We start from the raw sequence: 12,415 nt of genomic DNA, 5'->3' as shown, positions 1-12,415 counted from the left end.
TTTACCACGAGTCGCCCGTCGTGCGGGATTGAATGTGGGCCTGCGTTTTCGGAAACGCCGCTTCGCGCATCAACCTCCCCGTGACCGCCCTACGCCCCGGATTATCGACCCGCGCGCATGGCCGCAAAGCTCTCCTCATGCTGGATGATGCCAGCCCCGATCTGCGGCCCAGTCCTCGCGCTGCATCTGATGGCCTTGAACTCGGCGAGCATCGAGAGATATCGCGCGGCTTCGGCCGCCACGACCGGCATTGCGAACGAAGTGCCCGCGTGCCCGTGTTCGTTTGCCAGGAGAAAACTGTACATCAGCCAACACTCCAATTACGCATCACTGGTCGGTCGATCAGCGGCGAGCCCATGATGAAGCCCTTGTCGTTACGCTTGGGCCGCAGCTTGCCGAGCGTGAACTGATCCGGGTCCGCGTCGAGGGGCGGGAAATAGCACGGCTCCTTCTGGCCCTTGAACGTGGCCCAGATCTGGCGCGACCCGCGTGGCTTCTGGCTCAAGGCGAGGCCCGATCAGATCCCGAACAGCGATGGTGATTATGTCGATCTGAAAACGACGCGCAGCGTGCTCTATCGCGACACGCAGCGCTCGATCACCGATTACGGCTACACCCAGCAAGGAGCGCTCGTGCTAGACGGTGCCCGCGCGCTCGGCCTTCATCGTTCACGCTGCTCTGGGTCGAAAGCAAGTCGCCCTATTGCGTGCGCGCCCAGACCCTCAAGGACGAGGACCTGGCGCGCGGCCATGCCCTCAATGAGCTGGCCGCCAAGATGTTCTGGGACTGCTACCGCAGCGGCGTGTGGCCTGGTCCTGGCGATGACCGCGCGGATGCAGAATTTATCGATCTACCGGATTGGTGGCGGGCAAGCACCGATGACCGCATCAAATTCGCACTGAGGGAAGCAGTTTAGGGGTGGCAGGCGAGGTCAGGCATGGATCGGCAAGGCGAGGCAGGGCGGGGTGAGCCTTGGAGTTTGCGAGGCAGGCGAGGAAGGACGGACGAAATGAACGACACCGAAACTATCAACAAGCCGGATCAGCCCGAGCGCGTGACCCGAATGGCCCGGTCGAGGCCTCTGCTCCGGACCATCATGGATATCAGCGCGCATGCGATCTGATTAGCGGTCACGCTCCAAACAGAGGCCGGATACATTGATGCAAGACCGCTCACCGCCAGGTCGTCGAAATCTTCTTGCAACGCGCGGCCGGACCATAATCCGGTCAAATGGCGAAGAACTCAACGAGAGCAAATCTAGTCCGCTTTTCCGCGCTGAGCGGACCTCAACGAGAGGTGCCCCACTTCGTTGCAGACTCATTCAATCACCTCGTCGACGCTCACGAGCAAAGACGGCGGGATGGTGAGGCCAAGCTTCTTGGCTGTCCTCATGTTGACGGCGAAGTTGAGATGGGTGGGACCTTGAAACGGTAAATCGGCAGCTTGCGCGCCATTGAACAGGCGCTCCACATAGCTTGCCGCCTGTTGCTCAAGTTCTGCAATGCTGGGGCCATAGCCGATCAGAAGCCCGCTTTGAGCGGCCTCGCGGGAGCCTCCAATCGTCGGCAATCCGGCTTTCACCGCAAGCGCGCCGAGTTTTTCAAGGTCGCGGTTCAGCTCCGGGGTCGGCACGATCACGAGGGCTTCCACATCAGAATTGCGCATCGCATCAAACGCGGCTGCATACTCGTTCGGGCCCTCGACCCAAATTTCGACCAGTTCCAGTCCGGCTTGGGCAGCAGCCTTGCGCAAGGGCGCGAAGCCGGCTTCCACGATCTTGCGATGAGCGGAGATCACTGCAATTCGATGCACTGACGGCAAGGCCTCACGAAGCAGGGACAGCCGCTTGACCTCAAGTTCCGGGGCGATCAGGCAAACGCCCGTGACGTTGCCACCCGGATGCGCCCAACTCTCGGCAACACCGGCGCCGACCGGGTCTGCGCCCATTGGTGCGGCGACAATCGGAATTGTCCTCGTTGCTGCGCGAGCAGCGTGGAGCGACCAATCGGAAGAGGCAATGATGACATCGGGTTTGTCGCCAACAAGGGCCTGCGCCAGTGCTGGCATTTGCTCCTCGATACCCACACGAAAATCAACAACTAGATTGCGGCCTTCGACGAAGCCCCGGGCCGCCAAGTAGGGCAGCGTGACAGATCGGATAGCGCCACGGTCGGGAAGCGAGAGCACGCCTAAGCGCCAGACGCGATCCGCAGATTCTGCGCATCTTGGCGAAAGTACCGCCAGCACCGCGCAAACGAGCACCGCCTCATTTGACCCCTTATGGCACGCTTCCCAGCTTATCGAGAAATGCCCAGGTTGTGCCTTTCGACGGATTCAGCGGGCATTGATGTCCGCTTTACTCTCGAAAGCGCTGAAGCCGCAGAGCCGTTCCTTTGACGTCGACAACGTGCTCGAACCATATCACTATATTCGCACCGTGCACGAGTTTTCGTGGCCTTTGGCGCGTTGGGAGGAAGGAGCGCGTGACAAGCGCCGCTCCGTTTATGGTCGAGAAGAGCCGATATGGTCAGACAACTCGCCAACAACATAGTTGAGGGCCTGCGAACTGAGCCGCTCGCCCTGGCGCTGGTCCTGATCAACGTCATCGTGCTCGCAAGCTTCGCCTTCACGCTGCACGAGGTGAGCAAATCGATCGCGCGCAAGGACGCGATGCTGCAATGCTGCATCGAGAAGCGCTGAACAGCGAAAGGCCCGGCTTTGGTTGGCCGGAGCAGAAAACTTGTGCTCGATCGCTTTATTGATGAACTTTTCGTGCGCGTCTGGTTTGGTCTCTTTCAAATCATACGAGGCAATAATCTCGGTATCGTATTGCTCCGCTTTGCGGCGCACGCGTGGACTGGAGGCAGCGCGAGTGCGACTCAGCGTCTGGAAGCCGATGACGCTGTCCCTACCGCGCTCGCGCTGCCAGTTAAGTTAGCGGCGATAACTCGGCGCTCGCGTTGGACCATAAGCGCTGTCCCTACCAGGCGCCGCAAACTTCGGTGGCCCGCCTTCGCCCTCGAATTAGCGAGACTGATCACCTTGCCCCCGAGAGGCTCAATTCCCAAGGGGGCGAGCAAGGAGTATCGCGGAAAAGTGCTGCAAGCACCTACCAGGATTGGTAGTGCCGATGTTGTGTAGCCTGGGGCAAATGCGCCATGGCGACTGAATTAGATCCGGTGTTTAATGTGATTGAGCATCACCGCGGCTTTTCGCGCAATACGATGCCGCGGTATCGATATCCGCCAAACTAGTCCCGTGAATCTAAAGTTCGTCACATAATGTCTGCTAAGCTTTGTGACAGAAGTCGGCGTTGTCTCGTTTTGTAACCAGAGCGAACTGGCGTAGAATGGGCCAATGCATGGCGAAACGGTACGGCCTCGTGACCTCTCAGTGGCAATATCAAGTTAGGTTTGATGTCCGCGATACTGCGGTAGCGGAATCACTACGTCGAAAGTTTCGCGATCCGGCACTGAGGCCTCTATTCGATATACTCACGGCGCATGGCGCGGCACCGAAATGTCAGTTCGACGCCTTTGCGGAGTATGTCGCCGCGGCAGAGGAAAACGGCGTCAAAAGTTATCCGCTCTATCGGTGGACGAAGGCAACGATCGAAGATCCAACGAAGAAGGAAAAGTATTTGAAATCCTTTACGCTCTACGTGGATGATCAAGAGGTCTATGAAAGGGAGATTGCTGACGCGCTAGAAGCGGACTTGCAGTCGGTCGCCCGTAGCGGGATCATCAATCAAATATCTAAGTTCGACAGCAATCCTGCCAACAATCCTCAACCGCCAGAACGCTCCCGCGAGTGAGGCTAGCTCACTATGCGGGTGACTTGAGACGACCGCTCCTGGGCCCATCGCGACATTTTGCGCTGGGTGTAGGGTACCTCACACCCGTTTTGCCTTTAGGGAAGAAAGACAGCTGGTGCGGATCGGGATGACCAGTGTGGCTTGGCGCAATAAGGTTCATACAGAACTGTAGCCGGCATAACCCTTTCGCAACCGAGACCAACAGCAAGACGGAGCCATTAATCTCATTACATGCAAGGGTCCTCCGACTCGGACTCAGCCAGAGATTAAAATTATATCAGAGCCGCGTGCAAACAGCCCGTCCCTGGGCTCTAAGTGGGCCGGGGGGCAGGGAATTTCCTATCAACCACTCAGATCTCGAGCGCGGCGGCGCTCCAATTTTAACGGCCGCTCTTCCGAAAATTCGGGAAAGAAAAGCATTCTTTTCGGCCAAAAGCCGATAGCCCATCAATGTGGGCTTCTATGTCTGCGCCTCGCTCGATGAACGTGACGCCGCATGTTGCGCAGAACACCAGCGGCCGTAGCTCTGCGATTGACGGGCGAACGACCCGGCACGGCGGCTATGCCGTCAGCCAGCGCATCCGCAAGCGGATCGAGGAGGCATTCGGCTGGATCAAGACGGTCGCCAGGCAAGAGAAGACCAGCTTCCGTGGTCGCGATCGCGTCGCATGGGCCTTTACCTTCGCTGCCACCGCCTACAATCTGGTGCGGCTGCCCAAGTTGATCGCGGAGACCGGCTGATGGCCAAGGTGCCCGGCTTCGCCAAGGCCTTTGTCGGCCGCTGGCGCATCGTCGAAATGGACGTCTGGGACAGCGACTTCCTCGATCTTGTCGAAGAGGCGCATCTCACCTTCCAGGGCAAGTCCGATGGCGAAATCGTCTTCGGGGCTCTCAAGGGCTTCCTGGACGTGCGCTACGGCACCCGCGACGGATCGGCTTGCGCCGAGTTTTTCATGGGAAGGGCACGACGAGAATGATCCGTCCTGCGGTCGCGGATGGGCGATGATCGGCACTGCGGGCAGGCTTGTCGGCCACTTCTACATCCACAATGGCGACGATTCAGGCTTCGTTTGCGAACGCGGCTGAGTTCTTCAACAGCCTGCTAGTCTTACTGAGTCAGAGTGTCGCGGCGTTTACCGAGAAGAATCATGTATTTGAGAAGACTCATCTTTTCAGCATGCGGAGAGGCTGAGATGGGTCTGGCAAAATCGGGGGACGTCGCGTCGCGGTTTTCGGCGTATGTTGAGGGTCTTACGAGCGTGATCGGACACGCAGACCGAGCCAAACCGCTTCGCGATTACTGCACCGGTCTGATGATGCCTTGCGATCGCAAGAGTGTCGAGCCGATGGCGGCCATCACGGCTCCTGAGCGGACAGCAGCGCAGCACCAGTCGTTGTTGCATTTTGTCGGTCAAGGCGACTGGTCGGACCAGCAAGTGTTGGCCAAAGTCCGTGAGTTAGTGCTGCCGAGCATCGAACGCCACGGAGAGATCGAAGCTTGGATCATCGATGATACGGGCTTTCCTAAGAAGGGGCGGCATTCGGTCGGGGTTGCACGGCAATATTGCGGCCAACTGGGCAAGCAAGACAATTGTCAGGTCGCCGTGACCCTTTCGATTGCCAACCATCACGCGAGCCTGCCGGTGGCGTATCGCCTTTATCTACCAAAGGAATGGGCGACCGACCGTCCGCGTCGGCGCAAAGCCGGTGTGCCCAACGAGATCACCTTCAAAACCAAGCCGGCCATCGCGCTTGAGCAATTGCGCTGGGCCTGTGCAGGGGGCTTGCCGCGTGGCGTAGTGCTGATGGACGCCGGCTATGGTACTGATACTGATCTGCGTACGAACATCACAGATCTCGGCTTGAACTATGTGGCCGGCATCCAGCCACAAACGTCCGTATGGCGCCCTGGCACTGGGCCGCGGGCGCCGAAGAAGTGGTCGGGGAGCGGACGACCTCCGAAGTTGCTGCGACGTGATGGCAAGTATCAACCGATCTCAGTTAAGAAGCTTGCGATTGGTCTGCCAATGGATGCTTGGCGCAAGATCACGTGGCGTGAGGGGACGGCAGAACGCTTATCCTCGCGCTTTGCCCGTGTGCGCATCCGTGCGGCACATCGAGATTACTGGCTCGCCGAAAGCCGGCCGGAGGAATGGCTGCTGATCGAATGGCCGGAGGGCGAGGAAGCACCCACCAAATATTGGTTCTCGACGCTTCCGGCGAACATTGAATTCCGTCAGCTGGTCGACACCGCCAAGCTGCGCTGGCGCATTGAGCGCGACTACTACGAACTCAAACAGGAGATCGGCCTTGGCCACTTCGAGGGGATGTCCCGGGTTCTGTTGAATTTCTGAAGAGGTCGGCGTTGCCCACCTTGAGCCGGTAGGCTCGGGGTGCTGATTCCACAAAGGAGAGCAACGCCATGACGAGAGATATCACACCGGCTGGTTCGCCGGCGACTGGGGCTGTGGACGAAGCGTTTGCAGAAGTGCGGGCGAGCTTTGATCGGTTCTGCCTTGCGGCGGGGATCGAGGCGCTCGGCACGATGATGGAGGCGGATGTCACGGCGGCCTGCGGGCCGCGCCACGGTCGCGATGCGGCGCGGCGGGCGCACCGTTGGGGCCGAACGCGGGGACGGATTGGCTTCCACGGCGGCAAGATCGAGGTCGAGCGCCCGCGGGTCCGGGGCGTGGACGGCCGCGAGGTCACGATCCCGAGCTGGGAAACGGCAGCGCAGGAGGACTGGCTCGGTCGCTGGGCGATGAACCTGATGCTGATCAATGTGTCGACGCGCCGGTTCGGCCGCGCTGTCCGGCTGCCCGAGGGTGACGTACCGGCACCGCCCGGATCGGGGGTTTCGAAGTCGGCGGCCTCGCGGAGGTTTGTGGCGCTGTCGGCGGCGCGGCTGGCGAACTTCATGGCTACCGATCTGTCCGCGCTCGACCTTCTGGTGGTCCAAATCGACGGGCTGCATCTCGGCGACGATCTCGTGCTGGTCGCCGCGATCGGGGTTGACGGTGAAGGCAACAAGCATCCGCTGGCGCTGGTGGAAGGGGCGACCGAGAATGCCGCAACGGTTCAGGCCCTGCTGGACAACCTGATCTCGCGCGGGCTCGACCCGACGGTGCCGAGACTGTTCATCGTCGACGGCGCGAAGGCGTTGTCGAAGGCGATCCGCCGCACCTTCGGTTCGGCCGCTGCGATCCAGCGCTGCCAGATCCACAAGGCGCGCAACATCGTGGAGCGCCTGCCGAAAGAGCATCATGCGGCCACCCGTCGGGTGCTGCGCCAGGCCTGGGAGCTCGATGACGCCGACAAGGCTGAAAAATTGATCCGCAATCTCGCGCGTCGACTCGACCAGCAATGGCCCGGCGTAGCGGCCAGCATCCTCGAAGGCCTCGACGAAATCCTGACTGTCGTCCGGTTGAAGTTGCCGAAGGAGCTTCGTCGATCGCTCGCCTGTACCAACATCGCCGAGAACATGATGGGCACCATTCGCCGCGTCACGCGCAACGTCAAACGCTGGCGGGATGCCGGTATGGCCTTGCGATGGGTCGCGGCCGGCATGATCGAGGCCAACAAGGGCTTCCGACGATTGAAGGCGCATAAGCAATTGTCGGTTCTGCGTGCGGCTCTTCAAGCTCGCCACAATCGCATGACGATCAACCCCGTTGCCCACGTCACGAGGGCCGCGTAACATTCATTCCGGCAACGTCGGCCCGACCTAGTTCAACAGCGATCGGGACATCCCCCACTTCGAGGGGCGAGGCTGGCGCGGCTTCCACCATCACGCAACGCTGTGCATCGCGGCCTACGGATTCCTGGTCTCCGAGCGGGAGACGATTCCCCCCTCAGCAACAGGTTCCGCCGGGCTTTTCAAAGAAATTACAATTCCCGAAACTTATCGCCCGAGGGGGGCCGCCATTGCGGCCTGAACGGCACGTTCCAAATTCGATCGCGACCGTTCGGCGAGGATTGAGCGTCGCTCTCGCGTCCACACTATCTCGATGCCCCTGTTGCATCAGGGCAGTCTCACGTCAAAGTAGCTATCGAAATTTGTGACGCAGTAAGACTAGATCAGGCACTGCAACAAAGTCGGCGTATTTCAGGCTATCGTTGTCGACCAACAATTTGCGATTCAGCTCGTCGTTCCTCTTGTCGTAGGTAACCCTGATCCTCGCTTGAATTGAGCTACCTACCGACCAAGTCAGAACCTGAATTTCGTCCATTTTAAAACCACGGGGCCGCATCAGCACCGTGTCGAAAATTCTATCACGTTCTGCCTTTGGCCCGGACGGATAGAATTGTCCTTGGAGTTCTTTGAGCGCAGTCGCCTGTGCTCGCTCATCGAGCGGCTCATCCTCGATTAGCAGCTCGTACCGATAAAGAAGGTAAGCTCTCTGCTCAGCCGCCACCGTGCTCCTCCTTTTTTGAGGGACGCAGCGCCGTTGCCCCCTGCCCGGAGTGAAATGATAGTACTATCACCGGTTGTGTTACAATGAGTGCTATAGAAAGGCCGGATGCACGTCGCCGCCGGCATACAGCCCGTCCAGGACGGCTGATCAAGAGAGAGGCCGTCAACTGATCCAGCCTTACAGAAAAATCCGGCCAATAGCCGGTCTTTTTCTCTGCTAGGAATAAGGATTCCATTTGCCAGGCCGCGGTCTCGCAGGCTAACCGTATTCAGCAGGGGACAGCAAATGCAGACCAAAACGCGCGAGTACATTGATTTTTGGGTCAAGAATAGCATTCACGCCGCTGAGCAATACGAAACGCCCGGCGCGTCGCAGGACGTGAACGAACTAGTCGGTCGCCTCATTGAGGGGACGAGGGGGCAAGGCATTTCTCAAAAGGCCATGGAGAAAGAGGTCGGCGACTTGACGGGATATGTCCGTAATATGCTCATGACGGCAAACAAAGTCGAAATGGATCGCCGCAATTGAGTTAGTCCGGCGGGACTGTGCGGCCAAGCAGCGTGAGCGGCGTAAGCCGGGCATTCTCATGAATGTCCATCCGGTTCCTCCTGCGGGTTGCTAAAGCTTCGACAACTTCAGCTTCCCCGACCGGAGCCGGATGGGCAACCTATTAAAAGCTCGCAGCTAGCCCGCACATAGGCCAGTCACTCCTGCCTGCTAGCCGATCTCGCCGACGGCACGCCAAGCTTGATTGATCGCCGCTTGGGTAAGGGGTTCCCAGCCGGAATCGGAATGGGCAATCGCAACATTGCCGAAGGGGCGCCGCGCCACCGTCATCGTGTGCGCCATCTCATTTGGATCGTCGAACAGGCTGTTCGGAGAATAGGCATAGCCATGGGGCCAGCGATTGACGGTAATACCCTGGATATCGCGGCTTTCGTCGAAGCTGCTGCCAGCGAGCTGGCGACTGAGCTGGTCGCGGACATCGTGCTCCAACTTGTCGAAGGGCGTCTCGAGCAATCTCTGGCGACCAAGCCTCGACTGGTTGCGCGCATCTAGGCCTTGATTCGGCGTGGTTGGAGCGCAGTACATGTGAACGCACATCGTCTCTGACGGATCCTTCGGGTGTTCGTATCCGCCGAGATTGACTGGAAAATCCATCTTGACGCGGGCGTATGTTCCGGTTGGCGCATAGAGTTCGTGAATGCCGAGCTCGAGAAACGGCTTCCAAGTCCGCACCACCACGTTTGTATAGATCAGCGGCATCTTGACGTTCTTCCGGAGCGCGAGCCTCTGCTCCTCCGGCAGTTCAGGACAAAGGAATGGGATCATCATGTTGTATCCGGCGAGGATGCATTTGCGTCCGCGAACCTTGCGTAGCGCACCTCCTTTCACGTAGCTGACATCTGCATGATCATCGAAGTTCCTAACATTCACCGCGATGCTATTGAGGCGTATCCGCACCGGCGAAGTGGCTTCATCGAGCCTGCTATAATCGAACCGTGCAAGGACAATGTCATCCATTGTCGTGCCCGGCGCCGCACCAGGGATGAGGCTGCGGACCAGCAGGCGGGCGATGGAGGCGTTGCCGTCCGGGAAATGGCAGATATAGGGATCATCCGCATCCTTGTCGGTGGCCCGTTCGGTATTCATGCCTAGGCCATCGAAGCCCGGAAAGCCGGTGTTCATTGCAGCCAGCGCCGACACTGTGTCGGAGCTTGACGCGAAGAGGTCGTTAAAACGTCCCTGGAAATACTGCGCAGCCCTCTCGCTCAGCCCGGCATGCTTGATGAGATAGTCCCGGTAGCTGGTTCTGGCGAGAATCTTCTCCTTGGCATCCAAAGCCATTCCCTTGAGATAATCGATAGGCGCTTCATGGAAGGCAACAAGAGCCGCCTTGTTAGCTTCCGCGAGTGGAAAATCGGCGATGAAGGCTTTTAGCGGGCGGGCGTTCAGCCGATTGGGAAGTTGGTCGTCGCGTGCCATCCAGAACGGGTCGCCGGTCACGAGCTTGTCTTCGCCCCAGTGTTCCCTGTTGAAGAAGACACCGCGACTCAGATTCCTGGATGCGTAGAAAGTACGGTCGAATGCCGCGGTGAATCGGTCGAGATCGATGCCCAGTGATTTTAGTAGGCCGGCAGCGACCTCGCTATAGCCGGTGCGCGGGGAATCGATGGTTTCCGTGCCACCATAGCCGATGATTAGCCGGCCACTGACGGTGAATTCGTTGCGCTTGGCGTGTCCGCCGAAATCATCGTGGTTCTCAAGGATGAGAATTGATTTATCCGCACCATGTTTCTGTCGATAGAACCATGCGGCAGACAAGCCGCTGATGCCGCCGCCGACAATGACCAGATCGTAAGTTTCCTCCGCAGGTGTTTGTGCAACCTGGAAACCCTTACCCTCGCGTCCAAGTGCGTGTGCCGCCTCGAATGAGCCAGGATGGCTGCCGCGCAGACCTGTCAGAGACGGCGGATAGTAGGGTGAGAACTGTTGAGCCCGAAGGAAGTCGATAGGGGCTATACCGGCGACGATGGCAAGGCCAGTACCTGCCAGAAAATCGCGGCGCGTGATCATTTGAATACTGCCGAAGCGCGAACATACTGTTTCATGCCGTCAAGCAATTCATGGGCGTGGTTCAGCGTGAATTTGCACTGGATTATTCATTCAGTGGCCCATGGCGTCCAGCAAGCGCCGTGCCAATGGCAAAAAGCGCCGCCGCCCTTCCGCACGGATGCGTTTAGAGACATAACGTGGTCTTGTCGGTGATAGTTCAAAGTCAATACGCGTGAGGCATCAGACTTCCAAATCGCATAGCTAAAAAATCAGTGAGACCGCACCATATCGCCCCAAAAGCAAACGCGCCCAAAAAAAGAAACAAAGCCTAAGCTGCGAGACAAAGAGCAATCCGAGCGGTCAAGCAAACCGCTCGGGAAAACGCGGCGGCAGCTCACTTAGCGTTGATGAGAACCTCGAAACTTTCGAGGAGAGGTACGCCCTCATCGCCAGCCATTGACCAGGGCGGCCTACAAATTCTTGTAGTTGACCAGTGCAACGTTCTTCGGGCCGAATCGCTCTCACGATGAGCGCTACCTGGTTAGGGGCATCAAGCGCAATCACGACCGTAAGGAAGGAGAGCCAAAGTGATGTCACCAATCGAAGCAATCGTCAGTTGGCTGGAAGCGCAAGATCTGGACCTGCAAATCGACGTCGCGTCATTCGCCTCATTCTTGATTTTCGAGGCTGGCGACGTTCCCTCGCTTAGCATACCGGAGCAGCTCGAAGCTGTTCGTCAATGGTTGAACGAACCCGAATTGGAATCGCACGCCGCCGCAAGCCGTGCTCTGACCTTCCGTATCTCCATGGATTACTTTGTCGAGGGTAGAACTACCGGCTGCGGATGGAAACAAACCGAAGCGAAGCTGCGCAAAACCCTGGACGACGCTAAGCGCGTCGGGAAGTTCCCGGCTGCACGCAAGGCGCAAAGGATGCTTGAGCTATTGCCCACACGACAAGCAAGATGGCATGAGGTGGCGAGATCCTGGAATGAACTGGCTTCGACTCGCCTGACTCTTAAGGCTCTCACGGATTGGAGCGATAAGCGCCCCAGCCTGAAAACTATTTCAAGTGCCGCGAATCCTCCATTGGTTGCCATCGCGTCGCGCCTTCGTCATGCCCATTAATGAAGGTTGCCTCCCCGCACGCACGGTAAGCAAAAATGTTGAGCGCGGGCGGTAGGGACAGCGTCGTTGACACCCCCGAGCCTTTCGGCGCCGAGTCCAGAAATAGATGATGGCGCGATGCTTCCTGTTCGCCCCAAGGTACCAAGCCGCAAATGCGAATGTCGGCAGCGAGATCGCAACCGCAGTCCAAAAACCTGGATAGTTCGGGCCGGTGAGCCAGCTGTAGAAAATGCTGCTGGCGGCGAAGGCGCGCTCGATCACGCTGCCATCGGCAGGGTTCGCTGCCGACGACTGATGATTCCGTGGAGTTGAACAGTGGCGCAGAGCGCGGTGACAGCGCGAAGCAAGAATGTGTAGCGTGTGCTGGGGCTTCTGTAAACTTGGAGATCGCTTATCGGCCCGCGGCACGAACAATCCCTCCTTGGCGTGTAATCTTTGCGCGTCGTTCCGTCAGAAAGCCGAAGCTTCGGAAGGGCTGTTGCCTTAGCGCGCAGGTCGCCGTA

The 12,415-nt window shown here is 58.7% G+C and carries 11 protein-coding genes and 4 pseudogenes; 10 read left to right on the top strand and 5 right to left on the bottom strand.

The annotated features are described in order from the left end of the window. Positions 1 to 101 precede the first annotated feature (101 nt). Positions 102 to 305 (bottom strand): hypothetical protein, encoded by a 204-nt coding sequence (locus NLN62_RS09695; RefSeq protein WP_254108555.1) that lies wholly within the window; start codon positions 303 to 305, stop codon positions 102 to 104. Next, entirely contained in the window at positions 305 to 505 is a 201-nt protein-coding gene (locus NLN62_RS09690; protein ID WP_254108554.1) for a hypothetical protein, read from the bottom strand. Before NLN62_RS09690 ends, NLN62_RS09695 begins: the two co-directional genes overlap by 1 nt. Positions 506 to 706: 201 nt before the next feature. Here NLN62_RS09690 and NLN62_RS09685 point away from each other — a divergent pair, with 201 nt between their 5' ends. After that, entirely contained in the window at positions 707 to 916 is a 210-nt protein-coding gene (locus tag NLN62_RS09685) for a hypothetical protein (protein WP_254108553.1), read from the top strand. Positions 917 to 1,317: 401 nt separating this feature from the next. Here NLN62_RS09685 and NLN62_RS09680 read toward each other — a convergent pair whose 3' ends face one another. Continuing rightward, complete coding sequence (locus NLN62_RS09680) at positions 1,318 to 2,187, bottom strand: ABC transporter substrate-binding protein (protein WP_254108552.1); 870 nt, start codon at positions 2,185 to 2,187, stop codon at positions 1,318 to 1,320. A gap of 336 nt (positions 2,188 to 2,523) precedes the next feature. Between NLN62_RS09680 and NLN62_RS09675 the strand changes: the two genes are divergently transcribed. From NLN62_RS09675 to NLN62_RS09645, 7 genes and pseudogenes are all read left to right on the top strand, one after another. Further along, on the top strand, positions 2,524 to 2,700 hold the full coding sequence (locus tag NLN62_RS09675; RefSeq protein ID WP_254108551.1) for a hypothetical protein: 177 nt from the start codon (positions 2,524 to 2,526) through the stop codon (positions 2,698 to 2,700). Between the two features lie 661 nt (positions 2,701 to 3,361). After that, positions 3,362 to 3,814 carry a hypothetical protein gene (locus NLN62_RS09670; RefSeq protein WP_371932945.1) on the top strand — a complete coding sequence of 151 codons (453 nt, stop codon included), beginning with the start codon at positions 3,362 to 3,364 and terminating at the stop codon, positions 3,812 to 3,814. Positions 3,815 to 4,288: 474 nt separating this feature from the next. Continuing rightward, positions 4,289 to 4,555, top strand: a pseudogene (locus NLN62_RS09665) (transposase); the annotation flags it as partial. Then, positions 4,555 to 4,900 (top strand): annotated as a pseudogene (locus NLN62_RS09660) (hypothetical protein). The pseudogenes NLN62_RS09665 and NLN62_RS09660, both read left to right, overlap by 1 nt. A gap of 107 nt (positions 4,901 to 5,007) precedes the next feature. Beyond that, positions 5,008 to 6,141 (top strand): annotated as a pseudogene (locus NLN62_RS09655) (IS701 family transposase); the annotation flags it as partial. Between the two features lie 95 nt (positions 6,142 to 6,236). Then, the gene (locus NLN62_RS09650) at positions 6,237 to 7,511 is read left to right on the top strand and encodes an IS256 family transposase (protein ID WP_254108550.1); all 1,275 of its coding nucleotides are present in this window, start codon (positions 6,237 to 6,239) and stop codon (positions 7,509 to 7,511) included. 55 nt (positions 7,512 to 7,566) lie between these two features. Then, positions 7,567 to 7,749: pseudogene (locus tag NLN62_RS09645) on the top strand (IS701 family transposase); the annotation flags it as partial. A 111-nt stretch (positions 7,750 to 7,860) separates the two neighbouring features. Here NLN62_RS09645 and NLN62_RS09640 read toward each other — a convergent pair. Then, a complete protein-coding gene (locus tag NLN62_RS09640; protein WP_254108549.1) occupies positions 7,861 to 8,229 on the bottom strand; it encodes a hypothetical protein in 369 nt (122 codons plus the stop codon). A 285-nt stretch (positions 8,230 to 8,514) separates the two neighbouring features. On the opposite strand from NLN62_RS09640, the gene NLN62_RS09635 reads away from it, so the two are divergent. Next, entirely contained in the window at positions 8,515 to 8,757 is a 243-nt protein-coding gene (locus NLN62_RS09635; RefSeq protein ID WP_254108548.1) for a hypothetical protein, read from the top strand. A 189-nt stretch (positions 8,758 to 8,946) separates the two neighbouring features. Here the strand turns inward: NLN62_RS09635 and NLN62_RS09630 are convergent, their stop codons facing one another. Then, positions 8,947 to 10,806, bottom strand: a complete 1,860-nt coding sequence (locus tag NLN62_RS09630) for an NAD(P)-binding protein (protein ID WP_254108547.1) — start codon at positions 10,804 to 10,806, stop codon at positions 8,947 to 8,949. 569 nt (positions 10,807 to 11,375) lie between these two features. On the opposite strand from NLN62_RS09630, the gene NLN62_RS09625 reads away from it, so the two are divergent. Further along, positions 11,376 to 11,912, top strand: coding sequence for a hypothetical protein (locus NLN62_RS09625; RefSeq protein WP_254108546.1), 537 nt, complete (start codon positions 11,376 to 11,378; stop codon positions 11,910 to 11,912). Positions 11,913 to 12,415 lie beyond the last annotated feature (503 nt).

It is taken from the genome of Bradyrhizobium sp. CCGUVB23, assembly GCF_024199885.1.
GTDB lineage: Bacteria > Pseudomonadota > Alphaproteobacteria > Rhizobiales > Xanthobacteraceae > Bradyrhizobium.
Note: the sequence above shows the minus strand (reverse complement) of the source record. Positions and strands in the feature narration are given on the sequence as shown.

Bases quoted from the DNA above. Each gene is read 5' to 3' on its own strand.
- NLN62_RS09695 (WP_254108555.1), bottom strand. From the start codon at position 305: ATGTACAGTTTTCTCCTGGCAAACGAACACGGGCACGCGGGCACTTCG.
- NLN62_RS09675 (WP_254108551.1), top strand. From the start codon at position 2,524: ATGGTCAGACAACTCGCCAACAACATAGTTGAGGGCCTGCGAACTGAG.
- NLN62_RS09670 (WP_371932945.1), top strand. From the start codon at position 3,362: ATGGCGAAACGGTACGGCCTCGTGACCTCTCAGTGGCAATATCAAGTT.
- NLN62_RS09650 (WP_254108550.1), top strand. From the start codon at position 6,237: ATGACGAGAGATATCACACCGGCTGGTTCGCCGGCGACTGGGGCTGTG.
- NLN62_RS09635 (WP_254108548.1), top strand. From the start codon at position 8,515: ATGCAGACCAAAACGCGCGAGTACATTGATTTTTGGGTCAAGAATAGC.
- NLN62_RS09630 (WP_254108547.1), bottom strand. From the start codon at position 10,806: ATGATCACGCGCCGCGATTTTCTGGCAGGTACTGGCCTTGCCATCGTC.
- NLN62_RS09625 (WP_254108546.1), top strand. From the start codon at position 11,376: ATGTCACCAATCGAAGCAATCGTCAGTTGGCTGGAAGCGCAAGATCTG.